This window comes from Coleofasciculus chthonoplastes PCC 7420 (genome assembly GCF_000155555.1).
Classification (GTDB): domain Bacteria; phylum Cyanobacteriota; class Cyanobacteriia; order Cyanobacteriales; family Coleofasciculaceae; genus Coleofasciculus; species Coleofasciculus chthonoplastes_A.
Genome location: NZ_DS989848.1, coordinates 182,734 through 206,497 on the forward strand (window position 1 = coordinate 182,734; position 23,764 = coordinate 206,497).

23 protein-coding genes and 2 pseudogenes are annotated in these 23,764 nt (G+C 44.9%); 16 read left to right on the forward strand and 9 right to left on the reverse strand.

Annotation, left to right across the window (positions count from 1 at the left end):
- The 4 genes and pseudogenes from MC7420_RS44305 to MC7420_RS13010 all read right to left on the reverse strand — a co-directional run.
- Positions 1–141, reverse strand: a pseudogene (locus tag MC7420_RS44305) (TIGR04282 family arsenosugar biosynthesis glycosyltransferase); the annotation flags it as partial.
- 751 nt (positions 142–892) lie between these two features.
- On the reverse strand, positions 893–2,218 hold the full coding sequence (locus MC7420_RS13000) for an AAA family ATPase (RefSeq protein ID WP_006100859.1): 1,326 nt from the start codon (positions 2,216–2,218) through the stop codon (positions 893–895).
- 52 nt (positions 2,219–2,270) lie between these two features.
- The gene (locus MC7420_RS13005; RefSeq protein WP_006100847.1) at positions 2,271–3,038 is read right to left on the reverse strand and encodes a tRNA(His) guanylyltransferase Thg1 family protein; all 768 of its coding nucleotides are present in this window, start codon (positions 3,036–3,038) and stop codon (positions 2,271–2,273) included.
- A gap of 186 nt (positions 3,039–3,224) precedes the next feature.
- A complete protein-coding gene (locus tag MC7420_RS13010; protein ID WP_044206956.1) occupies positions 3,225–5,042 on the reverse strand; it encodes a serine/threonine protein kinase in 1,818 nt (605 codons plus the stop codon).
- A 463-nt stretch (positions 5,043–5,505) separates the two neighbouring features.
- On the opposite strand from MC7420_RS13010, the gene MC7420_RS13015 reads away from it, so the two are divergent.
- The 3 genes from MC7420_RS13015 to MC7420_RS13025 all read left to right on the forward strand — a co-directional run bounded on the left by MC7420_RS13015 (position 5,506) and on the right by MC7420_RS13025 (position 7,509).
- On the forward strand, positions 5,506–6,162 hold the full coding sequence (locus MC7420_RS13015; RefSeq protein ID WP_006101013.1) for a DUF6391 domain-containing protein: 657 nt from the start codon (positions 5,506–5,508) through the stop codon (positions 6,160–6,162).
- Positions 6,163–6,422: 260 nt separating this feature from the next.
- Positions 6,423–6,638 carry a photosystem I reaction center subunit IV gene (locus MC7420_RS13020; RefSeq protein ID WP_006100856.1) on the forward strand — a complete coding sequence of 72 codons (216 nt, stop codon included), beginning with the start codon at positions 6,423–6,425 and terminating at the stop codon, positions 6,636–6,638.
- A 22-nt stretch (positions 6,639–6,660) separates the two neighbouring features.
- Positions 6,661–7,509, forward strand: coding sequence for a DNA-formamidopyrimidine glycosylase (locus MC7420_RS13025; protein ID WP_006100850.1), 849 nt, complete (start codon positions 6,661–6,663; stop codon positions 7,507–7,509).
- Between the two features lie 21 nt (positions 7,510–7,530).
- Here MC7420_RS13025 and MC7420_RS13030 read toward each other — a convergent pair whose 3' ends face one another.
- A complete protein-coding gene (locus MC7420_RS13030; protein WP_006100902.1) occupies positions 7,531–8,139 on the reverse strand; it encodes a Uma2 family endonuclease in 609 nt (202 codons plus the stop codon).
- Positions 8,140–8,211: 72 nt separating this feature from the next.
- Here MC7420_RS13030 and ndhO point away from each other — a divergent pair, with 72 nt between their 5' ends.
- The 6 genes and pseudogenes from ndhO (at position 8,212) to MC7420_RS38060 (ending at position 13,484) form a co-directional block, all read left to right on the forward strand.
- Positions 8,212–8,430, forward strand: coding sequence for an NAD(P)H-quinone oxidoreductase subunit O (ndhO, locus tag MC7420_RS13035; RefSeq protein WP_006100874.1), 219 nt, complete (start codon positions 8,212–8,214; stop codon positions 8,428–8,430).
- Between the two features lie 141 nt (positions 8,431–8,571).
- Positions 8,572–9,540, forward strand: coding sequence for a malate dehydrogenase (mdh, locus tag MC7420_RS13040; protein WP_006100867.1), 969 nt, complete (start codon positions 8,572–8,574; stop codon positions 9,538–9,540).
- Between the two features lie 95 nt (positions 9,541–9,635).
- Positions 9,636–10,202: a Uma2 family endonuclease gene (locus tag MC7420_RS13045; protein ID WP_006100991.1), complete on the forward strand. Its 567-nt coding sequence runs from the start codon at positions 9,636–9,638 to the stop codon at positions 10,200–10,202.
- Positions 10,203–10,453: 251 nt separating this feature from the next.
- Complete coding sequence (locus tag MC7420_RS13050; protein WP_006100862.1) at positions 10,454–11,230, forward strand: DUF4276 family protein; 777 nt, start codon at positions 10,454–10,456, stop codon at positions 11,228–11,230.
- A complete protein-coding gene (locus MC7420_RS13055; protein WP_006101024.1) occupies positions 11,227–11,874 on the forward strand; it encodes a hypothetical protein in 648 nt (215 codons plus the stop codon). The genes MC7420_RS13050 and MC7420_RS13055 overlap by 4 nt, the downstream gene beginning before the upstream one ends.
- 171 nt (positions 11,875–12,045) lie before the next feature.
- A pseudogene (locus MC7420_RS38060) lies at positions 12,046–13,484 on the forward strand (IS5 family transposase).
- 261 nt (positions 13,485–13,745) lie between these two features.
- Here MC7420_RS38060 and xseB read toward each other — a convergent pair.
- Positions 13,746–14,009: an exodeoxyribonuclease VII small subunit gene (gene xseB / locus MC7420_RS13070; RefSeq protein ID WP_006100841.1), complete on the reverse strand. Its 264-nt coding sequence runs from the start codon at positions 14,007–14,009 to the stop codon at positions 13,746–13,748.
- A 128-nt stretch (positions 14,010–14,137) separates the two neighbouring features.
- Here xseB and MC7420_RS13075 point away from each other — a divergent pair, with 128 nt between their 5' ends.
- The 6 genes from MC7420_RS13075 to MC7420_RS13100 all read left to right on the forward strand — a co-directional run bounded on the left by MC7420_RS13075 (position 14,138) and on the right by MC7420_RS13100 (position 17,130).
- Positions 14,138–14,458, forward strand: coding sequence for a 2Fe-2S iron-sulfur cluster-binding protein (locus tag MC7420_RS13075; protein ID WP_006100833.1), 321 nt, complete (start codon positions 14,138–14,140; stop codon positions 14,456–14,458).
- 101 nt (positions 14,459–14,559) lie between these two features.
- A complete protein-coding gene (locus tag MC7420_RS13080; protein ID WP_006100781.1) occupies positions 14,560–14,763 on the forward strand; it encodes a hypothetical protein in 204 nt (67 codons plus the stop codon).
- Between the two features lie 2 nt (positions 14,764–14,765).
- Entirely contained in the window at positions 14,766–15,821 is a 1,056-nt protein-coding gene (locus tag MC7420_RS13085) for a DUF3326 domain-containing protein (RefSeq protein WP_044206959.1), read from the forward strand.
- Complete coding sequence (locus MC7420_RS13090; RefSeq protein ID WP_006100928.1) at positions 15,821–16,414, forward strand: CPBP family intramembrane glutamic endopeptidase; 594 nt, start codon at positions 15,821–15,823, stop codon at positions 16,412–16,414. Before MC7420_RS13085 ends, MC7420_RS13090 begins: the two co-directional genes overlap by 1 nt.
- A gap of 165 nt (positions 16,415–16,579) precedes the next feature.
- On the forward strand, positions 16,580–16,846 hold the full coding sequence (locus MC7420_RS13095) for a ribbon-helix-helix domain-containing protein (protein ID WP_006100760.1): 267 nt from the start codon (positions 16,580–16,582) through the stop codon (positions 16,844–16,846).
- Positions 16,843–17,130 carry a type II toxin-antitoxin system RelE/ParE family toxin gene (locus tag MC7420_RS13100; protein ID WP_006100885.1) on the forward strand — a complete coding sequence of 96 codons (288 nt, stop codon included), beginning with the start codon at positions 16,843–16,845 and terminating at the stop codon, positions 17,128–17,130. Before MC7420_RS13095 ends, MC7420_RS13100 begins: the two co-directional genes overlap by 4 nt.
- A gap of 139 nt (positions 17,131–17,269) precedes the next feature.
- On the opposite strand, the gene purN is transcribed toward MC7420_RS13100, so the two are convergent.
- Positions 17,270–17,929 carry a phosphoribosylglycinamide formyltransferase gene (purN, locus tag MC7420_RS13105; RefSeq protein WP_006100791.1) on the reverse strand — a complete coding sequence of 220 codons (660 nt, stop codon included), beginning with the start codon at positions 17,927–17,929 and terminating at the stop codon, positions 17,270–17,272.
- Between the two features lie 127 nt (positions 17,930–18,056).
- On the opposite strand from purN, the gene MC7420_RS42480 reads away from it, so the two are divergent.
- Positions 18,057–21,461, forward strand: a complete 3,405-nt coding sequence (locus MC7420_RS42480; protein ID WP_044206962.1) for a UvrD-helicase domain-containing protein — start codon at positions 18,057–18,059, stop codon at positions 21,459–21,461.
- A gap of 350 nt (positions 21,462–21,811) precedes the next feature.
- Here MC7420_RS42480 and MC7420_RS13115 read toward each other — a convergent pair whose 3' ends face one another.
- Both MC7420_RS13115 and MC7420_RS13120 read right to left on the reverse strand, forming a co-directional pair.
- A complete protein-coding gene (locus MC7420_RS13115; protein ID WP_006100926.1) occupies positions 21,812–22,003 on the reverse strand; it encodes a hypothetical protein in 192 nt (63 codons plus the stop codon).
- A gap of 431 nt (positions 22,004–22,434) precedes the next feature.
- Complete coding sequence (locus MC7420_RS13120) at positions 22,435–23,361, reverse strand: DMT family transporter (protein WP_006101020.1); 927 nt, start codon at positions 23,359–23,361, stop codon at positions 22,435–22,437.
- Between the last annotated feature and the right edge of the window lie 403 nt (positions 23,362–23,764).

A 23,764-nucleotide genomic window follows, 5' to 3' on the forward strand; every position in this document is an offset into this window, starting at 1 on the left:
CAGAGTATTTTCTGTCATCTGGCGTTGCAGGTTTGCTGCACCTTTCTCTCCTAGGGCGGGAATCATGCGTGTTTTGGTTTTTCCCGGTTCGGGATAGCGGGTGAAAATGATTAGCGTTTCTTTGACAGTAGCGGGATTCATTCGATTAAACTGATGTGCATCTAAATAAACGATAGTGAAATCGTTGTCAGGGCTGTGAGGTGTAGGGTATGCCAATTAAATGCATAACCGTTTCAGAGCTTACGCTTTCTTGGCATCTAAATCACCATTTGTAGGGACACGATACTATCCATGCATGTCAACTTAAGGTGAGAACTAATACTGGCAAGTGTTTCACCCTCATCCCCTAACCCCTTCTCCCACCCCCCTCGTTCCCCCCTACCCCCCTCATTCCCCCCTACCCCCCTCGTTCCCCCCTACAAGAGGGGGGATGACAGAGGATGCTTCGCTTTTTTGGCAGGGGGGATGACAGAGGATGCTTCGCTTTTTTGGCAGGGGGGATGACAGAGGATGCTTCGCTTTTTTTGCACGGGAGAGGGGAGCAAGAAGGAAGGTATTTCTCGATGTGATACCAGAAGCTTCTTTATTCCCCTTCTCCCTTGATGGGAGAAGGGGTTAGGGGATGAGGGTGAAAAGCTTGCCAGTCGTGTTTTGGCGCTTAAGTTGACACGGATGACCGACGTGCGCCCAGTTTAATTGTCAAGTTTATGCCACTATTTTACCAATATACCAGGTGGGCAATGCCCACCCTACTGGCTGACTTTGGTCTCCCCCTTTTTAAGGGGGACGGAAGGGGGATCTAAAATGGGGGGCTAGAGTTGCCACCTTAAGTTAACACAAATGAATGCCTGCTTTGCGATACGATGATAGGCTAAGGTTCCTTTACTACAAACTACAACAATTGATTCAATGCGGATTGAAAACGCTCAATCCCATAAATTAAGGGATGGACATCATGCCAAACTTTAATTTCTCCGCCTTCATCTAAATATCGATATTCTAAAATACAGCGATTAAATAATAGTTTACGATACTCATCTTGATTCGGCATCTGTTTGGTTTTGGCAACCTGTGCTAACATCATCCATTCCGGTTCATTCACCGCTGTGCGATAGGTTTCCCGTAACTCGGTAATCGCCCGACGCACGGCTTTCTTGGCAATGGGTAAACGAGGACTGCGCTGTAAACTGGTTTTCATTAATAGCATTAAGTTTCGCACATGACCGCCACTAATTAAACAGAGTTGTTCGACGGTATTGGTATCCTCAAATACTTGTTCTAGGGTTAAATCCGGGACACTATGACGAATGCGTTTATCAATTAATTCCTTTAACTTATCAATTCCTTTGGTATAGGGTTCGCCTGTGGGTTGGCGTACCATGATCATCGGTAAAACTTGGGCTTTACTGTACCGATCTTCTAATACAGTTCCTCGATCTGAATACACCATGGAAATCGGCACAGTATAAATGGTATGACAATTTAATTTACTCAGTTGCTCACAACGGTCAATAAAAATCTCATCATGATTACTGCGTTTCCCATTGGGTTCATATATCGGCACAATTCGATCCAAGTTATCGGCAATGACGACTAATTCAGAACAGCCCCAGGGTAAATTGTGTTTGGCATCAGTGATAAACTCATTTAATGCCTCAATCAAGGATACCGTATTCGCATCCACCTGTTCGCGAATCTTTTGCCGGGTACTGGGAACCGCTCTTAAATTGGCGGTTAATTTGGCAAATTGTAACATCTGAGTTTCCAGATTCAAACTCTCAAATGTCACGTTGGTTAGCGCCAACTCTTTTAACGAATCCCAGCGATATTTCAGCCAATTTAATAAGGGGTCAGGTTTAGCATTATCTTTCAAGGCTTCTAATAACCGCCGTGTACACGCCAGTAGAATATCCGTATATTGGGCATCTTCTGGGTCAATATCCTCATCATCGGCGGCAAAGTAAACGACATAATACTTCTGCTCTTCTAAGTCCGCTTTCAGCCGCAGTAATTCCGTTGATTTTCCCGCCCCCCGATGTCCCGCATAGAGATTACAGGTGACTCTATCTGATAATAAAATCGATCGTCCCAATTCAATTAAAATATCACAATCGCCCCGCACCTCTTCACAATCCACGTAAGTTGGATCACCAGGGGGTAAGGGGCGAAAGGGGTCAAAGGCATTAAAAATTCGTTTTAATATCTGGAAATCGTTCATAGTTGTTCATTTGTCTTATGTCTTATGTCATTGATGCTGTTCGTCTAACTTATCACGGATTAATTTCGCTCAACACATCGCGAATAAACTGACTATATTGGTCTTTCATTGGCAGATTTAACTCCTGTCGAATCCGTTTTCTAGTGGCTTCGGTTGTCTCACCTGTCAGGGGATTCAATCCCGGCTTTTGATAGGTTTCCCAATATAATCCTACCCCTCGTTTATGCCAGTTGGGTAGATGATTAAAATTAATCCCATGTTGGAATAATAATTCATTCTTATCCGCCACCGATAACCGTTCTAACTGGGATGTGGCTTGTCGGGCAGTTTTGCCATCATTCCTTAAACACCAATAACTATGAGAGTTTAAGGCATTTCTGTGGGCATCTTCTTGTCGCCAACGAAAATAATCAACCACTATTTCAATGGTCGGTAATTGAGAAATGCGACAATCAAAACACGCCACTGTCCCCAATATCAATGAAAATTTCGCACTGGCTTCTCCAGCTAATACGGAGTTCAGCTTGCGTAATTTGCGATTAAAGGCAGATTCAGCACCATCAACAAGCAGTGATATCTCATCACTTTGAGTATATCCATAGATAACCTTTAACCCACAATTCATCAGATGTTCTACGGTGAGAATCATCGCATCTCGAAACCGTTGATCAAAGGGGGCTGAAAATGGATGCACGTCTCGCGTTAATCGAGTAAACCCGCGCCCATCTAACCGTGCTATCATATATAATCCCGGCAAAACGCAGTGATCATGAGCGGTTTCATAAACCCGCATTTTGGCATCCAGTTGATCGAATTTCATTGGTATTTCAATAGGAATCTGTCAAGAGGTACCACGGCAATGGTAAAGGCGGATTTAGGAACAATTGTATTGTAGGGGCGGGTTTAGCGACTAAAACTACTTGTCACCAATAAATGATCAACAAAACCCGCCCTATCTCACCGATAACTGCTCAACAAAACCCGCCCTGATTCATCAGCCTTCTGATTACGGTTTAATTAAATTCCGCTCAACTTTGCGATAACGGGCAATCCGTTTCGCCCGATCCAATGGGGGATATAAAATTAACGTAGCTAAAGGAAAACTTGTGCCTAAAATTGCCCCCAAAACCATCCCATTAACTACCCCTAACTTTAAAGCCATTCCTAAACTAATTCCCAAGGCGGCGGATAAGACAGAAACCCCAAACGCCAATCCTTGACTAAACCCCCGTTGCACACAACTTTGAGCCACACCTTCCCCTTCAAACGCCGCCATAAATACCACCGCATCCACCGCCGCAAATGCCGCAATTGCCATATCCGTCGCCCGAAATTGAGCGCCAAATCGAGCCACAACTATTGCTGCGACACCTGCGAAAAAAACAGCCGCCACGGTATCTAACGCTTTCACCTTAACCCCAAAACGCGATCGCACCTTCGCCATCCCCTGACTAATCCACCCCGACGTAATCGCCGCCACAAGTCCCAAACCCGCCACTAACACCGAAATGAACACCGCGATCGCAACACCGACTGTGCCACTATGACGTACAATACCATCCCATGCCATGGCTTCAACCCAGGTTGCAGCAGCGGCAAAGAAAATTAATAATCCAACTGAAAAATAGGGCAATTTCTTCGCTGGAATCGGTACGGGGGCTGTCTTCACGTTTAGCATTAAGCTTTGGGTTTCCGGATGGGAATTGCTATGAATTAATATCTCCCGCTCATACAGCTTATTCGCCATCAGCTTGCGCGTATCCACGGTAATTTTGCACAGCACTTGATTGCTGACAAAATGAGTTTGCTCAAAGTAAATCCATTCATGAAAATCAGGCGTGTGAGGCGGATCACTCAAATGGGGAGCGATTTGCCAACGACTTTCTAATATCGTATCGGGAACGGAGTTCGTCAAAATGACCTTTTTGGTTATCTTTTCCCCTAATTTCTTCGCCGTAACTTCCAAACACGGGACATTGAGATTTACCTCCGGCACCCGAATCACATAAATCGGGTTCAGCGCCTCTAAAGCAGTTTCCGCATCCAGAAAACGGTCTTTCGGTTTCAGTTCAACCATCCTTTGCAGCCACTCAATCCACCGCAAACTTAACCGAGGAACCCGATGTTTAAAATTAATCCGATAGTCTTCATCAATTAACTGACTAATATCGGTTGAAGCAATCCCCGTGAGTAAACAAATCAGCGTTGCGCCTAAACCATAGAGATCCGAAGCTTCACTCACCTGTTGATTAAACAGCAATTCCGGAGCGATGAACCCAATTGTCCCCTTCGCCACACTACTCATGGCAATTTCACTCCCGCCGATATGCGCCAAGCCAAAATCAACCAAGAATACATTCAAGGCATCATCAACTAGGATATTTTCCGGTTTAATATCCCGATGACTAATTGGCGGAATGCGATTTTGTAAATAAATGAGAATGTTGAGTAATGAAACAGCAATTTGCTTAATCTCAGCGGGATCAAAACTACGTCGCACAGCTAAAGACGCGGCTTTTTTATAATCCTGGACTAAACAAAACCCCGTTTCAGTTTGAAATGAATCCAAATAACGGGGAATTCCTGAATGATTCAATCCACGTAACACTTGAATTTCCCGTTCGATGGCGTCATAATCTGACCAATGTGCCTCACTTTGGGCAAACTGAAACTGTTTAATCACAACAGGTTCTTTCAGCGTTCCCTCTGACGTCAAGGGCGGAATTGGCACCGCTAGGTAGGTGACTCTCCCACCTGCGCGATTATGACCTAATTCTCGAACAACCCTGAAACCGTGGCTGGATAAGTCTGGAAAATTACTCATGAGGTAAGTCAAACGTCAAACGTTAGCTAGAGACATGCCATGGCACATCTGTCAAATTCAGATCTCCCTCTTCCCTTATAAATCCCCCTTGCCTTTCTCTTCAAAAGGTGAAAGCTAAAGAAGGGTTCGTTTTTGTTTGACAGGGAAGCCAGAGGAGGCTTCGCTTTTTGACACAGGGAAGCCAAATGTTGCTTATGCTTTTTATTCTCCGGGGACTAGGGGGGATCAGTCTTATCCAAGCAGTATTGACACCAATCTTTGTTACAGGCACGAACTAAGATGTACTGTGTCTAGATGCTTACCTGGTATTGTATCGCGTCGTTATGGGAGCAGAGGGAGCTGGGGAAACAATGTAGAGACGTGCCATGGCACGTCTGGGAGCAATGGTCTATTTTTCCTGACTTCTCCAATAACCAACGCTACAGTGAAAAGAATATCGGCGAGTTTGAGAGTACATCCTGCCATGACTTATACGACTTCTGCTCAGACGTGGGATTTTAACGTTCCTACACCCTATCCCAGTCAAGATACAGACTTACTCAAGCAACTGCCTTTTGTACCAGGGTTAAAAGAACTGTTAATGTTGCGTCAGGTTCACGCTCTTGAACATGCAACGGTTTGGGTTTTGGCTGATTTAGCCAATGCCAACTATACGTCACGCCCTAGTCGCAGTCGTGCGGGTACAGCTACCACCGTGCATGAGATGGATAATGATACTTTAGGTGGTTTATCTACTGAACAAGGATTTTACCTCTATGGTGAGGTGAATGTATCGGACTTGAGACGTGCGGTTCCTCTGGCGTTAAACCGTCTCACCCAAGGGGAATGGAATTTAGCGGTACATCCTCGTTGCGGTACAAATCTCTCCGTTGGCATGATGTTAACGGCTGGATTAGCCCTAGGCGCTCATCTCCTCCTACCCCGTGGTCCGATTGAACAACTGATTGGTTTAGGTCTAGCCACCGCTACAGCCACCCAACTTACCCCTGACATTGGTATCTTGGCTCAACGCTACCTCACCACGGCGATTCCTTTTAATCTGGCTGTTGAGGATATTAGCGATACCTCCGATATCTGGGGACGACCTGCTTATTTCGTACAGGTGCGATGGCGGGATTAGGCTCAAAAGGGTGTGGGGTGTAGGGTATGGGGTGTAGGGTATGGGGTGTGGGGAAACAGAAGCAGGTCATATAAACTTCCCCCGCTTCCCCCGCTTCCCCAGCTTCCCCCGCTTCCCCATCATCTGCCCTATCCCCCTCTATATCTGGAAACAAGGGGTTTCTCAACCCATCTTTGTAATAAAACTTAAAATAAAGAGTAAGCAGACACCCCTCATCCAGTAGTACGCTGTAAAACTAGATTCGTAAGGGAAAAATTGATATGGCAGAAGTAACACGCGGCGCAAAAGTTCGGATTAAGCGCAAAGAATCCTATTGGTATAACGATGTCGGAACTGTGGCAACCGTAGACAAGAGCGGCATTATCTATCCTGTCATCGTCCGTTTCGATAAAGTCAACTATTCCGGCATCAATACCAATAACTTTGCGGAAAGCGAACTGGTAGTCGTGGCACCAGGGAAGAAGAAGAAGAAGTAACGGAACGGAATCACCCGAAGCCGTGCCTGAATTGCCGGAAGTGGAAACAATTCGTCTGGGTCTCAAGCAAATTACTTGTACCCAGGCTATTCAGGGTGGGGATGTGTTGCTGCCGCGCACCATCGCCTACCCTGTTTCTGTGGCGGCGTTTTGGCAGGGTTTGAAGCAAACGAGAATTACCGATTGGCACCGACGGGGTAAATATCTGCTTGCCCAACTTAACCGCTCTGAAGAGGGGGATGCTGGGTGGTTAGGGGTGCATCTGCGGATGAGTGGGCAACTCTTATGGATTCAGCAAACGGAACCGTTACAGAAGCATACGCGAGTGCGGTTGTTTTTTCCTCAAGGACAGGAATTGCGCTTTGTGGATCAACGCACCTTTGGTCGGATGTGGTGGGTTCCACCTGGGGAAGAATGTGACAGCATTATCACGGGATTGCAAAATTTAGGACCTGAACCCTTCTCAGATGCCTTCTCCCCAGAGTATCTGACGCAGAAGCTGAAAAAATCTCAGCGTTCCATTAAAACCGCCATCCTTGACCAATCCCTGGTTGCAGGTGTGGGGAATATCTACGCCGATGAAGCCTTATTCGTGAGTGGGATTCATCCTCAAACCGTTTGCGCCCGATTAAGTGTAGACCAAGTTGAACGTCTGCACCAAGGGATTATTCAAGTGTTAAAAGCGGGGATTGAGGCGGGTGGCACAACCTTCAGCAGCTTCCTCAATGTCCAGGGCGTCAATGGTAACTACAGTGGAGTCGCTTGGGTCTATGGTCGCACAGGACAGCCTTGTCGCGTCTGTGAGACCTCGATTGAGCGGATTAAGTTGTCCGGGCGTTCGTCTCATTTTTGTCCGCGCTGTCAGCTATAGCACAACCTTCTGTTGAGTTATTCAAGTCCATATTCGTCTTAAATTTAGGACAAACCCAGGTAAAACATCTTCGCCGGATAAGTGGCTAGGATTTTCCAACACCTCTACCTCCCTCCCAGGGCGATAAATCTCTACTCGCCGATTTTTCGGATCAATTAACCATCCCAATCTAGTTCCGTTATCGATGTATTCCTGCATCTTCGCTTGCAGTTTAGGGAGGCTATCTGATTCAGAACGTAATTCAATTACGAAATCTGGACAAAGCGGAACAAATTCTTTTCGCTGTTGAGGAGTGAGGGATTCCCAACGTTCTCGACGTATCCAAGAGGCATCTGGAGAGCGATTTGCGCCGTTGGGAAGTTTGAAGCCCGTGGACGAGTCAAAGGCTTCCCCTAATTCTTCGTGTGCCTCAAACCAGTTACCTAGTTGAGTGCTGATATTGAGATTACGCTTGCCTGATTCGCCTCCTGTGGGAGGATTCACAATTAACTTTCCTTCTGCTGTGCGTTCTAGTCTTAAGTCGCGGTTCGTGGCGGCTAATGCCTCAAACTGTTCTTGGGTGACGTAGAGGGTGAGTTCAGGCGGAAGTTCAAGGAATAGAGTTTTGGATTGGGTTGGTGTCTGTATCATTATATGCTCTATGTGAATTATGAGGGATAATGGCTTGAAAGCGTTTATTGATCTTGATTGTAGGGATAAGTAATGGCAGGCAAACTCAAAAAAGGCGCATTAGTGCGCGTAAATCGCGAAACGTTGGATAATAGTGTGGAAGCTAAAGCCAGTGATACTCGCTTTCCTCCTTACCTGTTTGAAAGTGATGGGGAAGTGGTCGATATCCGGGGTGACTATGCCTTTGTCAAGTTTTATGTACCCACCCCGAATATTTGGTTTCGTCTCGACCAACTCGAAGTCACTAGCTAAAGTAGTAGCGTGACACGCCTAATTTGATCCATTAGCCTGGTCAAAAATCCAGGCTTGCGCCCAAAAAAAGCTGTAAAATTGCGCCATGTTAGCTGTGCCACGCCTGTAGTCTAGTCGCGATCGCAAAATCGCTCTATAGCCATGGCATCTTCTTCTAATTTACCTATCGCCTGCAATGATCACCGCGTCACCGTCATTGGTGCGGGTCACGTCGGTAGCACGTTGGCGCACCGGATTGCCCAACGCAATTTGGCAAATGTGGTACTTTTAGACATTGTTCCCGGTATTCCCCAAGGCATTGCCCTAGATTTAATGCAGGCACAGGGGATGGATTGTCACAACCGCGAGATTATTGGTACCAATGATTATATGGATACCACCGGGTCGGATGTGGTGATCATCACGGCGGGTTTACCCCGTAAACCGGGGATGAATCGAGATGATTTGCTCAAAATTAATGCCAAGATTGCGGTGGAGGTAGCGGAAAAAGCGATCGCGCGATCGCCCGATGCCTTGTATATTATTGTCACAAATCCCCTAGATGTGATGACCTACTTGGTCTGGCAAACAATAGGATTACCCGTGTCACGGGTGATGGGAATGGCAGGAATGTTAGATTCTGCCCGTTTCCAAACCTTTATTGCGATGGAATTAGGGGTATCGATTGCGGATGTCAGTGGGTTAGTCTTAGGGGGTCATGGCGATTTAATGGTACCCTTACCCCGTTACTCCACAGTGCGAGGGATTCCGATTACTGAACTGATGGATGAAGAGACAATTGATCGTTTAGTTGATCGGACTCGTCATGGTGGCGCAGAAATTGTGAATCTGATGAAAACTGGGGGCGCGTATTCAGCACCTGCATCCTCGACTTGCGCGATGGTGGAAGCAATTTTACATAATCAGTCGCGACTTTTACCTGTTTCATCCTACCTAGATGGGGAGTATGGTTTAAAGGATATTTTCATTGGTGTCCCAACGCGGTTAGGATGTCGAGGTGTGGAAAAAGTTGTGGAAATTAACCTCACGGATACCGAACTCGCCGCCCTGCATACGTCAGCCGAATCGGTTCGTAAAAATATTAAGCGGGCGCAGGAAATGTTGGCTTAATTGTCCTTTGTCCTTTGTCATTTGTCCTTTGTTGGGGGTGACTGATTACTCCCCAAAATATGGATAATGGGGATAATTGTGGCAAAGGATAATGGATGATTATGGCATACGCGATCGCGAATTCCCAGGACTCTCAGGTTGAGTCTCCAGTTTTCTCTGTCCAAGACTATTTGCTAAATCCCCCTGACCATACAGAATGGGTAGATGGGCAATTGGTGGAAAAGCAAGGGATGACAGCCAAACATGGTCGAATTCAAGCACGATTAGCTCGATATTGGGGAAATTATAAAGAGGAGCAGAGTCTAGGCGGAGATGTTTACACGGAAACGCCATGTTGGACAGGAGAACGAGGGCGTCGTCCTGATGTATCTTACCTCACTCCGGAACTGGTGGAACAATTTGGCGAGTTTACGGTTTTATCCCAGAGTTTCCCCTTAATTGCTGAGATTATTTCACCAACAGATGGGGCGGAAGAAGTTTTTAGTAAGGTCAAAGAGTATCTGCGATCGGGGTGTCAGGAACTTTGGTTAGTGTTTCCTGAGAGTCAGTGGGTTTTGGTGATTACACAACAGCAACAAGTTTTATTTAATCAGGGTGATATTGTCAGGACACAGCAGGTGTTAGATGGGTTTGGTGTGGCGATTGATGATTTGTTGGCGTGAGTAGCGATTGCTCAAATTATTACTAGACCTGTTCATCAAATAGAGAGAATTCCTATATGTAGTAGGTGGGATCGCTAATTGAGGACATAAACCCCTAGATATAGTATTGTCAGCTAATTAGCAGATAAGTCTAATTCGTCACGCTTATTGATCAGGATATACCAATCTTGCTATGCTTAACTTATGACAAAAATAACTAAACCTATGATTTAGTTATAATTTAAGTTTTTAATTTAAGGTATTATGATATTATGCAAGATGGATCAATTCAACTTATTGTTGAAAATCAAAATCACATTCAGATTATATCTTGGATTCTAGAAGCGGCTAATTATCCTCTAGATAAGATTAAAATAAATGCAGTTGCTAAAAGTAACCTCAAAAATTTCTTGCAAGGATTACCTCCTGGTATTACAAGAAGTTGTGCTGTTTTAGTTAACTGTGATGCAGCAAGCGTTCCAGAGGCTTTAGACAAGGCTCACAGACGGTTAGGATATCCTTCTGTACGAGTCTTTTGTGCTGTTCCAGAAGTTGAGGCTTGGCTGTTCGCCGATGAGATTACAGCTATAGAAAACGCCAAAACTCAATGGGGAATTGAAGTCTCACCTGCACTGCCGTTACCCGAAGACATTAAAAGTCCAAAAAGTCATGCAGAACTAGCTTTTGGCAAGACTATTAGTTCTTGGCAATTTGTGAAAAATATCAATATTGATAGAGCGGAGGCAAGATCACCTTCACTGCGGAACTTTTTACAAGGTCTTGATCGCTTATTAGCTGCACAACCAACACCTCATTTTGAAAGTGTTTCCCGTAATATTAGTCGGGATGTTTTTGCTGGGCTTATTCGTGAAATCATTCCGGCAACTACGGTCATTTGGAAAACGGCAACAGGAGAGATGTTTACAGCAGAAGAACTCCGAAAGCAAATTGAAGAAGGTACAGAAATTGGGCAGCAATATGCATCGGATGTACTTAGAGTAGCACGAGATTTTATGAAGCGAAAAGCGAATCGGAGAGAATCTGAATGATCGTATTTGTCCCCGCTTATGACGCATCGACTCAAGCAAATATCGCTATTGCCAAGCTAATTATAACAGAGGATTGTGTCACACTTTTTGAAAAGAAAGCAACACGTAAAGAACTTATCGCCGTATTGTCTAAAGCTGATGTTTTGCCTGTCTTTGCCATGTGTCATGGTGTTCGTAATGCATTGAAAGGTCACAATGGTGATGTGGCTTTGTCCTGTGGTGATGTACAACTGCTAAGTCAACGTACCGTTTATGCTTTTGCTTGTCATACGGCAAATGAACTCGGTAGATCAGGGGCAGACATAGGAGCTATTTGGTGGGGATATTCGGACACAATTTCATGTGCTATTGATTCATCGTCCGTGATTCCAATTTTTACTGAAATTTTTATCTTCATTCGAGATAATTTTCAGGGAGCAAGATCTTCACAAGATAGGCAGAGGGTTATTGAGCAGCTTAAGCAGATGTGTGAGCAAGCAGAAGCTCAGGTAGATCAAATTGATGCTCAAACTGAGATTACTGATATTACAGAAGTGTATATGACACTGCGTCATATATGGGACAGATTACGAATTTGGGTTCCTGGAATTCAAGTTCCAGAACAACATCCTGATGCATCAAGCCCTTCTCTCCCTTGGGGTTGAGTAGATATTCTTTTACAGCGACTATTCAAAAATAAACGTTAATAATTAATTAGGGCTTGCTGCACAAGACCGAAACCCTTAACCATCAATGCTTTGATCCGTATTTACAGTTGACTTGGTGCTCATGAATCTGGTAAAATTGCTCAAAATCCTTGCATCATGATCAGGTAGATGTACCGAAAAGTTGAGAACGCCCCCAGGGAAGCCGAAGATTTTGAACTACCATTTGAAGGAAAGTTATCACAGGATAACCGCTGGGTAATCATGGCTTCTTTAGTACCTTGGGAGGAATTTGAAGAAGAATATGCCCAAAATTTTTCTGCGGAAATGGGAGCGCCAGCGCTACCATTTAGGGTAGCACTGGGTTCATTAATAATCAAAGAAAAACTAGGAATAAGTGATAGAGAGACAGTCGAACAAATCAAAGAAAACCCTTACTTACAATACTTTATAGGTCAAAGGCATTACAGCAGCGAAGCTCCTTATGACTCATCACTATTGGCCAGATTCCGGGAAAGGATAAATGTGAATCTAGTCAACCGAATAAATGAGAAAATGGTGAAGAAAAGTCAATCAGAGACGGATGAAGAAGCTAAAAAAAAAGTGCCGAAATCCAAAGTCAAGAAAGAAGAGAGTCAGCCAATAAAGGACAACTAATAGTTGATGCAAGCTGTGTGCCAGGAGATATAAGTTATCCCAATGATTTGGGGATATTAAATAAAGCTAGGGTCAAAACCGAAAAAATAATAGACAGTCTATATGAACCCCTGAAGGATCAACTAAATAAAAAACCAAAAACTTATAGAAATAGAGCCAGAAAGAATTACTAAAAGTAGCAAAGAAAAAGAGACAAACAGAAAGAAATAGAAAAGCAATAAAAAACAACTGCATACATAAAGAGAAACTTGGGGAGTATAGACGCGCTAGTTAAGGCAGGGTCTAGTCTTGGGGCATTGAGTCGTACTGAATATAAGAGCCTGTTGGTAGTTAGCGAAATCTATCGTCAGCAAGAATGGATGTACAATAATAAAGTTCATAGAATTGAGCATAGAATAGTAAATGTGAGTCAAGCCCATATCCGTCCAATAGTTAGAGGCAAAGCGGGAGTTGCCGTAGAATTTGGAGCTAAAATATCGGCAAGTGTAAGAGATGGATACGTATTTTTAGACCGTATCAGTTGGGATAACTTTAATGAATCTGTCGATTTAAAAGCTCAAATAGAAGCTTATTATAACTACACAGGATTCTATCCAGAATCCGTTCATGTAGATAAAATCTATCGCAGTCGAGCCAATCGATCCTTCTGTAAAGAAAAAGGAATTAGAATCAGTGGCCCTCCCTTAGGAAGACCGAAAGCCAATGTCAGTCAAGAATTAAAGAAACAAGCTCAAGAAGACGAGAGAATTCGCAATAATATTGAAGGAAAATTTGGCATATCAAAACGTAGATATAGCCTAAGTCGCGTCATGGCTAAACTACCTCATACGTCCGAAACAGCTATTGCCATTACTTTCCTCGTCATGAATCTGTCTGCCCTGCTCAGGCAGGTTTTTTGTCTTTTTTATATATATTCCACAATCAAGTCTTTTTCGGCGTCAATTCATTATTAAACCTTATAATTAAGCGAATCGTTAACAACAATAACTTAAGTTCGCTGTCGTATTATATAACTACTTAATCCATCAGTTGTGTTTCTTCGACTTATTCAGCAGACCCTAATTACAATCAAAAGTGTAATTAAATTATAGAGATAACACAAGTGGAATTAAAGAAGTTCAATTCAGAATTAATTATTGCTACAGAGGAAGAACAATCAAATCCAGATTGAACAAGGTAATTTGTTATCGAACAGATGGGGAAAAATTTAGAGATCAAGTCGGAGAATCTGACTCATCTGTTAATGTCTCAATCAACAAATCCATTTGCTGTTGTCGCTGTTGCAGAAATGCTTCACATTGACGCAAATACTCGACAGCCGAGGCAAATTGGTCAAATACCTCAGCTAATTCCAGTTCCCCCCGTTCGATTTGCTCAATAATCGTCTCTACCTGAGTCACTGTCGCCTCATAATTCCAAGACTGCGGGAGGGAGGGGTCAGCCGGGTGGGTACGAGAGGATGCGATCGGATCAACCATGAAAATCTAGAGTGTCTCGTAATAAACTTTAGGATAGCCTGGAATCCCGCACCAAAGGTTAAAATAATCCCGGTCAATATTTTTTCCCCAACCGGGAAAGTCAACCTGGAAAGCCGCTAAGAGGTACAATGCCTAAGACTTACACCGTCGAAATCAATCACGAAGGAACAACCTACACGATAGAAGTCCCAGAGGATAAACAAATTCTTCGGGCTGCGGAGGAACAAGGGATAGATTTACCCAATGCCTGTAATGCTGGCGTTTGTACAACCTGTGCCGCTAAAATCATTGAGGGTTCTGTTGATCAAAGCGAAGGGATGGGACTTGGACCCGAATTGCAAGAGGAAGGGTATGTCTTGCTTTGTATCGCCTTACCGCGATCTAATCTGAAAGTTGAATCGGGTAAGGAAGACGAGGTTTACGATCGCCAATTCGGTCAACCGTCTTGAGTCAGCATGGTGTTGGGGCGCAACCTACTTGTGTTGACATGCACCCAGCATTTGTACCCCTTGACAATTGATCATTTATTGTAATTTACCCCACTCAGAAAATGACAACTCACTTCATTACTGCCGAAATTGACCTCCAGGAGTCACCGAAACAACTCCATCAAGCGATTGAGACAGAACTGCAAAAACAGGGAGAACCCCTGCGTTGGGCGGTTACATCTGTGGATACTCAGGAACAAAAAGCTCAGGTTGAAGCGATTGTCACCAAGACTACCCAGACTAATTCTCAACCGTCCACCCCTTAATTATTGTGCGTCCTTACACCGTTGTTTTAATCGTTCCCACAGGAATTGGCGCATCCATTGGTGGCTATGCGGGAGACGCTTTACCTGTCGCCAGAGCGATCGCCCAAGTCTGCGATCGCCTTATCACTCACCCCAATGTCCTCAATGGCGCTCAACTTTACTGGAATTTACCCAACGCCCTCTATGTCGAAGGCTATGGGCTTGACAAATTTGCCGCTGGATGCTGGGGATTACAACCTGTGCATCAAAATCGGGTGGGATTAATTCTTGACCAGGGGATTGAACCGGATCTGCGTTTGCGCCACCTGCAAGCGGCTGATGCCACCAGAGCTACGTTAGGACTAAATCTGACCGATTACGTAATCACCGACGCGCCCCTGAATGTGGAACTGCGGACAGCGCCATCGGGGGCGAGTTGGGGTACAATAGGCAATCCCGATAGTTTATTGCGATCGGCTGAAGTGCTGATTCAACAGGCAAAGGCAGAGGCGATCGCAGTAGTGGCTCGTTTTCCTGATGATCTGGGCAGCGAAGCCCTAGAAGCATACCGACAGGGACAAGGGGTCGATCCTCTGGCAGGTGCAGAAGCCGTGATCTCTCACCTAATCGTGCAAACCTTCCAAATCCCTTGCGCCCACGCCCCAGCCTTAATGCCTCTTCCCCTAGAACCCACCTTGTCGCCGCGATCAGCCGCCGAGGAATTAGGCTATACGTTTCTACCCTGTGTGCTGGTGGGGTTAAGTCGCGCCCCGCAATTTCAGGTGAAGCGGCGTCAACCGGGAGAGATTTGGGCAGAGGATGTGGATGCGGTGGTGATTCCCGCTAGTGCCTGTGGCGGTAGTGCCTTGCTAAGCTTAAGTCAGTTACGGACTCAAATTATTGCCGTTGAGGATAACCAAACCTCAATGCAAGTGCCTCCAGAACCTTTGGCAATCAAAGCGGTGCGAGTACACTCGTATTTAGAGGCACTGGGTATGTTAGTGACTCATCGGGCTGGAATTAGTGCCGATGCTCTGAGTCCCTCCCTGTCGTCTATGCGTAGCTTATCTATATATTAGTGACTAAACAGCTTCCTGATAATCCTGACTTTGAACCCCTCACCCGCACCCAAGTGTTAGTTGCCATGGGGATAACGGCGATCGTTTTACTCGTCGTGGCTAAACTCTGGCTGAAATTTGGGTCGGTGACACTGTTATCCCTAGACTTTACGGTAGAAGGATTACTTATTGGATTAGGTATAGGCGTGGGAATTACCGCGATGAGTAGTGTAGTCTATCGCCTCTGGTCAGCCTACCGTAAAAGTGCTGACGTTTACCTCAACTTGGTTTTAAAGCCGTTGGTATTACCGGATCTGATTTGGTTGGGGTTACTTCCGGGTATGAGTGAAGAGTTGCTGTTTCGGGGAGTGATGTTACCCGCCATTGGTTTGAATGCCGTGGGTGTGATTATTTCTAGCTTGGTATTTGGCGTTTTACATTTGAGTGGTTCCCAACAGTGGCCCTATGTGGTTTGGGCAACGATTGTGGGATTGTTACTGGGGTTTAGTGCTGTCGGTACAGGGAATTTGCTGGTTCCGATTGTGGCTCATGTGGCGACTAATTGGCTGTCTAGTTTTTTCTGGAAATTAGGACATCGAGAGGTTGAAGCGTAGATCCTTGGATAGATCCCCGACTTTTTGAAGCCATTTTAATTTTTCGATTAGCTTTGATAAGAGAACGCGGGAGTTGGAGGAGAGAATTGCTGAGAATGTAGCACAAATTTTGAATCTTTGAGCAGTTAGTACAATAAAGTTAATGGTTTTAGGGGGTTTGAGAGGATGAATATTACATTTAAACCAGAAGAGGAGCAGTTGATTCAAGAAAGGCTCAAAAGTGGCAAGTATGGAAGCGCTTATGAGGTGATTGTTGAGGCGTTGCGATTACTTGAAGAACGTGATAATCAGTATCAAAAATGGCTGAAAGAAACGCGGGGGAAAGTAGCGGTTGGTATTGCACAGCTTGATAGAGGAGAAGGAATTGATGGGGAGGTGGTGATTGCTAGGTTGCGGGAGAAGCTTCACAAAGCGGGTGAAAATCAAGAATGAGCCGTTACATTATTTCTCCAGAAGCGAGTCAGGATTTAGATGAGATTTCTGATTATTTTTTGAGTCGGAGTCTAGCGGCTGGTGAACGGTTTGTAAATGGGTTTGAGCAGAAATGTAAGAACTTGGTGAAGTTTCCCAATATAGGGCGTTCTTATGCTGACATTGAACCGTCGTTACGAGGTGTTCCTCTCTTAGGTTATATCATTCTTTATCGGGTGATTGAGGATGGCGTGGAAATTGTGCGGGTGGTGAGTGGGTATCGGGATTTAGAATCGTTGTTTTAAGAGGTAATCGTTTTCCCCTTCCTCTTAGTCTAAACTCCAGTTAGCTGGTAGGGGCGGGTTTCCCGATAATCGGGTTTTGCCAATACGATGGCAATAAACCCGCTCCGATAAAGGTTTATAGTCGGCGATGCTAGGATTTTTAGCGCCCAAGCGCAACTACAAGCTGGGCGATCGCTTGGGGTAAAATGCGATGTTCTTGAACTTGAATCCGGGCGTGTAGCGTCTCTGGCGTGTCGTCAGGAAGCACGGGAACGGCGGCTTGGATTAAAATGGGTCCACTATCGACTTCTGGACTAACTAAGTGTACTGTACAGCCGGTAATTTTCACCCCGGCGGCTAACGCTTCTTCTTCGGCGTGAATCCCTTTGAAACTGGGTAAGAGACTGGGATGAAGGTTGAGGATGCGATCGCGAAATGCATCAATCAAGACTGGCGTGACAATTCTCATCCAACCCGCCATAACCACGAGTTCAACCTGATACTGTCTCAATGTCTGGACAATTTGAGCATCGAGGGCTTCCCGTTTTTTGTAATCCCGGTGATTATGGAGAACGGTGGGAATACCGAATTTTTCCGCTCTGGCGAGAGCTTTGATCCCAGGATTATTGTAGATCATGACTTGAATTTGGGCATGGAGTTGCCCATCTGCGATCGCTTGGGCGATGGCTTCAAAGTTTGTACCACTCCCCGATACCATAATTCCTAGTTTTACAGGAGGCGTATCTTGGACTGGTTTAGGAGTAACCGCCGGTGAAATGAGACTAGGGGTTGTGTCTGTCGCTGGGGTATTGCTGGTCATACAGAACTACAGGAATTACCAAGAGTATCATAATTGTTGGGTGGCGTCTGCCCGATACAGTATTGCCTCAAGATACGATACGCTGTACTAGAATAGCCAAACCCTTACCCGCTTGCCTCAGCTAGCCATGACTCAATCGACTGACTTCCTGACGCACCTCAATCCCTCTCAACGTCGCGCCGTCGAACATTTCTGCGGTCCCTTGCTGGTTGTGGCGGGGGCGGGTTCGGGTAAGACGAGGGCGTTAACCTATCGCATTGCCAATCTGATTCTCACCCATAAAGTCGCTCCGGAAAACATTTTAGCGGTTACGTTCACTAATAAAGCCGCACGGGAGATGAAATCCCGGATTGAAACCCTATTCGCCCAGCAACTGGCTGTCCAAACGCGGGGTCAGCGTTTGGAGTTACTCCCAGAACTTGAACAAACCCAGTTGCGATCGCGGGTCTATAAAAAATACATCAAACCCCTGTGGATTGGTACATTTCACAGTCTATTTGCTCGGATTCTTCGCTATGACATCAATAAATATACCGATGAAAAAGGACGCCAATGGAAGCGTAATTTTTCCATCTTTGACGAATCCGACGCCCAAACGCTGGTAAAAACCATCGTCACCAAACAATTAAATCTAGACGATAAAAAATTTAATCCTCGTACCATTCGCTACGCGATTAGCAATGCCAAAAACTTAGGTTTATCACCCCAAGCCTTTGAAAAAGAGCAATCTGGTTATAAAGGGCGACTCTATGCTGAAGTTTATCACCATTATCAAGACCAGTTAGCCGCCAACAATGCCCTGGACTTCGATGATCTAATTTTAGTCCCCGTAAAACTCTTCCAACAAAACGAATCAGTTCTGGGATATTGGCACAATCAATTTCGCCATATTTTAGTGGATGAATATCAAGATACAAACCGGATTCAGTACGAACTGATACACCTATTAACCACAAACGGCGAAACTGAAAAAACGCAATGGGATTGGCGCGATCGCTCCGTATTTGTTGTCGGCGATGCCGATCAGTGTTTTCCTCCCGGAACTAAGGTTTTAACTCCCGCCGGAGAGAAACCCATTGAAACATTGAAAGTGGGAGATCAGGTTCTATCGCCGACTGGTCAAAAACAACTTTACCCCCATCAAATCACTCATATCAAAAAAGGATACTTTTGTGGGTCTCTCTGGTCGATTCGGGCGGGTGAACAGGTATTACGCGGAACGCCTCATCATATTGTTCTTGCCAGAATGACACCCATTGAAGGGCATTATTATGTGTATCTGATGTACCGAGCAGATCGCGGATATCGCATCGGCATCACTAAAAGTCTACGTCACAACGATTATCGATGCGATGAACTCGGCTTTAAAGTTCGTATCGCCCAAGAAAATGGGGATAAACTTTGGGTACTGAAAACCACGACGTCTTATGAAGAAGCAGCTTACTATGAAGCCTATTATGCAGCTAAATATGGGTTGCCAACGCTAGTCTTTCATAGTAATGGTCGGCGTATGCGTCTGAATGATGAGTGGATTTTTCGCCTATACCAAGAAATTGATACCATCACCAATGCTCACCGATTAATGCAAGATCTCTGGCTGCATCCAGATTTTCCTCACTACCGTCCTCAAAATGGTTTGCGCCGACAGACATTAAATCTGGTTATGTTTGGTACACCTCGGTTAGACAATAAAAAATCGGCAAGTTATCACCGCATCCAATGGTGTTCTAATCGTCGTGATATTGCGACCAACTTAGAAGCGGCTGGCTTTTCCATTCGTTCAGGGAAAAATAGCCGAGGGTATCGGGTTGAAACCGCAAGAGTTTCATACAAAGAAGCGGTAAGTATGGCACATTCTATTGCCGATGCAGGTCAACTGGAAATCCAACGCAAAGCATTAATCAGTGGCACAAGTTATTATTTTATGCCTTTATCTCATCTCCATCCCGGAATGAAAGTGCTAGTTGAGGTGGATGATACCTTAACAGAGGTGGAAATTGAGCAAGTTTGGCAAGATGAGTATGAGGGAGACGTGTATGACTTAGAAGTCGATGTGGCTCATACTTATATAGCGAATCGTATGCTAGTCCATAACTCAATTTATTCCTTTAGGATGGCAGATTTCACTATCTTATTAGGATTTCAGCAAGACTTTGGTGATGGGTTGCCCGATGAAACGACCCACACCATGGTGAAATTAGAGGAAAACTATCGCTCGCGCGAAAATATTCTCCAAGCCGCTAACTATTTAATTGAACAGAATACCCAGCGGATTGACAAAATTCTCAGACCCACACGCGGTTTAGGGGAAGTCATTTACTGTCATCACGCCGACGATGAGTTAGAAGAGGCTCATTTTGTCGTTCAACAAATCCTGAAACTGAATCAACAAAACCCAGAACTAGGCTGGGGCAGTTTTGCTATTCTTTATCGGACGAATGCCCAATCTCGCCCCTTAGAAGATGCGCTGCGCGGTCGAGTGCCTTATGTGATTATCGGAGGATTGAAGTTCTACGATCGCAAAGAGGTTAAAGATGCCTTAGCGTATCTAAGAACGATTGCCAATCCCAGCGATACCGTCAGTTTATTGCGAATTATCAATACGCCACGCCGGGGTATTGGTAAAGCCACAATTGATAATTTAGTGCTGGCGGCTCAAGAATTGGGAACTCCCCTCTGGGAAATTATCCGGGATGAAACCTCGGTCAATACAATTGCGGGACGTTCGGCTAAAGCGGTTAATCGGTTTGCCCAATTGATTAAGCAGTGTCAAGAGAATACGGAAAACTTAAAAGCGGTAGAAATTATTAAGTTTATCATGGAGGAATCAGGATATACTGATGACCTAAAAAATCAAGGCACAGATGAAGCGGAAAACCGATTGGCAAATATCCATGAACTCTATAATGCTATCGTTCAATTTCAAGAAGAAAATGAAGATACCAGCCTAGAAGGGTTTCTGGCAAATGCGTCGCTGGCGTCTGATTTAGATAATTTGGAAGATGGACAACAAGCGGTGTCCTTAATGACGCTGCACTCGGCTAAAGGATTAGAGTTTCCGGTTGTGTTTCTGGTTGGTTTAGAACAAGGACTTTTTCCCCATAACCGGACGATAGATGACCCGGTTGCTTTAGAAGAAGAACGGCGTCTCTGTTATGTGGGGATTACTCGCGCCCAAGAACAACTCTTTCTTGCCCATGCCCGTGAACGTCGCCTTTATGGGTATCGTGAACCAGCGGTTCGGTCTCAGTTTTTGGATGAGTTACCGGAAGACTTAATTAGTAGTACCTTGGTGAAAGTGAAACAGCAAACGCCTCCTGCCTCAACAGAAAAGTCATCAAAATCCTCTAGTTCAACGGCAAAATCGAAAGAGTGGAAAAAAGGCGATTTACTGCGTCATGACACCTTTGGTATCGGAGAAGTGACCCATGTTTTTGGTTCAGGTAAGAAAGTTAGTATTGCGGTTAAGTTTCCCAGTTTAGGGCAGAAAATTCTTGACCCGAAGCGAACCAATATACAACGAGTGAATTAGTTGGGGAATAGGTAAAAGTCAATGGTAGGGGCGGGTTTAGGGACTAAATTCAGCTCCCCACTGATAACTGAACAACAAAACCCGCCCTTATAAGGCAATAATCCCTAAGCCAAATTTTCATGACAATGATTCTTGTTGTCATTAGCGCGGCTTACCTAATTAGGGCTTGCTGCACAACTCCAAAACCCTTATCTATCAAGGCTTTGAGTAGCATGGACATTGGCTCATCTTCAAGAACATAAGGTAAAACCCTTTCATACCCTTGCACCGCTATCAGGGAAAATGTATCATTGCTCCCCCTGCTCCCCCAGCTTCCCCGGCTTCCCCTGCTCCCTACCCCACTACAAGACTTATTCAGCAACCCCTAATTCGTAGGCGGCGGATGCCAATGTGTCAGCAGCCGCGTAGTTACCCTGCTGATGGAGTAGTTTAGACCAAGTATCCAAAATCTCCCAATCGTGGATTCCTTGAGACTTGAGAGACGCGATCGCCTGGTTAACCTGTTGCTGTATCTGTTGGGTACGGGTTGAATCTGTATTCAAGACTTTTGGGTAATCCAGTTATGGCAAGTGGGAAAAGAGTTGAATTAATAGAGGAGCAGTGCAAAGCAAAGCCACATCAATGACGGTAATGGTTGCGGTGCGAATCCAAGAGGTGTTCATAATGCCCCTTCCTTTAAACCACGATAGGTTTGAGATGAACTATTGCATCCTACGCGATAACGCCTGTGATGATCTAGATGTTTCCATCACAGGATAATTGTGATATTCAGCATAGGATAGTGCGATCGCGTCCTCTGGAAATTGCCGGGAAAATTCAGTCCTGGCTTAGGATTAAGCCGTTGATGACCTTGATTTGTAGCTGAGGAGTTATTGTCATGAAACTTAAAAAAACTTCTCAATCCCTTCTCTGAAGAACATGCCGTTGTGAATGAATGCAAGCGGATCGCCCTTGCAGCAAAACCAAAGGTGTTTCAAGGTAATCGATGCCCTAACGCGATCGCGATCGAACCCGACACCACTAACATTGCCCCCAATAACCCTAAACCTGTCCACTGTTCCGGTGCAACCCATCTGGGGATAAAGCGCGAAGCCATCCAAACTGAACTTAATGTCACCAACGGTGTAAGTGCCAATACCGCACTCACTCGCGAGGCTTGCCAATGTTCCAAAGCTTCTGCAAACGCCCCATACGCAATCAGGGTATTTAATCCACAAAACAGGAGTAAACTCAGGTGTAACGGACTCAAACTGAGAAGGGATTGCGGTGTCGTTAGCGGCGTGAATAATAAAGCACAACCGCCATAAATTACCAGCATTATCGTCGTAGACGGTAATTTATGCAAAAGCTGTTTTTGTGCCAAAGCGTAAATCGCCCAAGTTACAGCAGCTAAGACGATAATCATATTACCCAATAGATAGGTAGAGCGTGAGGTGATTACAACTTGGAATCGATCATGGAAAAATAGAGTAAATCCCAACACCAGAATACCCACACCAATCCATTGACGCAGAGTATAATGTTCTTTGAAAACCACCAAAGCGCCCAAACCAAAAAACATGGGGGCTAACTGAATCAATACTTGGGCATTTGTAGGAGACGTTTGCCCTAACCCTTGCAAAAATAGCAGGTAATTACCTCCTAAAAAAAGAGTCGCGATCGCTAATAGTCCCAGAGACGCTGACCGCAGTTGCTGTAATGACGGAAACTGTTGTCTTGTGGCTAAAAAAAGCGCCAGCAATCCAAAAGCCATAAGAAAACGAAACCAGGTGATTGTATAAACATCCAAAACCTGAAGAGTTATGGTTAGCGCTAGAGGGAGAATCCCCCACATAAATACAGTAATTAAAGATAGCGCTAATCCCAAGCGCCAGCGACCCGAAGTTTGATGGAGTGACATGAATATAAAAAAAGTAAAAAGTCATGTAGAGACGTACTTTTGAAGCGTCTGCCAATTGTAGGGGCGGGTTTAGCCACTCAACTTGAATATCACCGATAACATTTAGAACAAAACCCGCCCTTTCCTAAATTGAAGGTATAGGCTGTAATGCATTTAAATTGGGTATTAGTAGCGAGCAAGATGCAAAGCCTGCGGCATGGCTTCGCTAAAGCCTGCGGCATGGCTTCGCTAAACGCACTACAAGGATCTCGCAATTCTTGACATTATGGTTTAAATGCCGAACAGCTTAGGCTGTAGCTTAACTTAACACAAATAGCACTGAAATAAGCATTTGGGGAGCGCCAAAACCATTTATCTATCGTAGGGTGGGTTTCGACTTCGCTCAACCCACCAGCATACCAGT

Excerpts from the sequence above, each read along its gene's own strand:
- MC7420_RS13000 (WP_006100859.1), bottom strand. The coding sequence starts at position 2,218 with ATGAACGATTTCCAGATATTAAAACGAATTTTTAATGCCTTTGACCCC.
- MC7420_RS13005 (WP_006100847.1), bottom strand. The coding sequence starts at position 3,038 with ATGAAATTCGATCAACTGGATGCCAAAATGCGGGTTTATGAAACCGCT.
- MC7420_RS13010 (WP_044206956.1), bottom strand. The coding sequence starts at position 5,042 with ATGAGTAATTTTCCAGACTTATCCAGCCACGGTTTCAGGGTTGTTCGA.
- MC7420_RS13015 (WP_006101013.1), top strand. The coding sequence starts at position 5,506 with ATGACTTATACGACTTCTGCTCAGACGTGGGATTTTAACGTTCCTACA.
- MC7420_RS13020 (WP_006100856.1), top strand. The coding sequence starts at position 6,423 with ATGGCAGAAGTAACACGCGGCGCAAAAGTTCGGATTAAGCGCAAAGAA.
- MC7420_RS13030 (WP_006100902.1), bottom strand. The coding sequence starts at position 8,139 with ATGATACAGACACCAACCCAATCCAAAACTCTATTCCTTGAACTTCCG.
- ndhO (WP_006100874.1), top strand. The coding sequence starts at position 8,212 with ATGGCAGGCAAACTCAAAAAAGGCGCATTAGTGCGCGTAAATCGCGAA.
- mdh (WP_006100867.1), top strand. The coding sequence starts at position 8,572 with ATGGCATCTTCTTCTAATTTACCTATCGCCTGCAATGATCACCGCGTC.
- MC7420_RS13045 (WP_006100991.1), top strand. The coding sequence starts at position 9,636 with ATGATTATGGCATACGCGATCGCGAATTCCCAGGACTCTCAGGTTGAG.
- MC7420_RS13050 (WP_006100862.1), top strand. The coding sequence starts at position 10,454 with ATGCAAGATGGATCAATTCAACTTATTGTTGAAAATCAAAATCACATT.
- MC7420_RS13055 (WP_006101024.1), top strand. The coding sequence starts at position 11,227 with ATGATCGTATTTGTCCCCGCTTATGACGCATCGACTCAAGCAAATATC.
- xseB (WP_006100841.1), bottom strand. The coding sequence starts at position 14,009 with ATGGTTGATCCGATCGCATCCTCTCGTACCCACCCGGCTGACCCCTCC.
- MC7420_RS13075 (WP_006100833.1), top strand. The coding sequence starts at position 14,138 with ATGCCTAAGACTTACACCGTCGAAATCAATCACGAAGGAACAACCTAC.
- MC7420_RS13080 (WP_006100781.1), top strand. The coding sequence starts at position 14,560 with ATGACAACTCACTTCATTACTGCCGAAATTGACCTCCAGGAGTCACCG.
- MC7420_RS13095 (WP_006100760.1), top strand. The coding sequence starts at position 16,580 with ATGAATATTACATTTAAACCAGAAGAGGAGCAGTTGATTCAAGAAAGG.
- MC7420_RS13100 (WP_006100885.1), top strand. The coding sequence starts at position 16,843 with ATGAGCCGTTACATTATTTCTCCAGAAGCGAGTCAGGATTTAGATGAG.
- purN (WP_006100791.1), bottom strand. The coding sequence starts at position 17,929 with ATGACCAGCAATACCCCAGCGACAGACACAACCCCTAGTCTCATTTCA.
- MC7420_RS42480 (WP_044206962.1), top strand. The coding sequence starts at position 18,057 with ATGACTCAATCGACTGACTTCCTGACGCACCTCAATCCCTCTCAACGT.
- MC7420_RS13120 (WP_006101020.1), bottom strand. The coding sequence starts at position 23,361 with ATGTCACTCCATCAAACTTCGGGTCGCTGGCGCTTGGGATTAGCGCTA.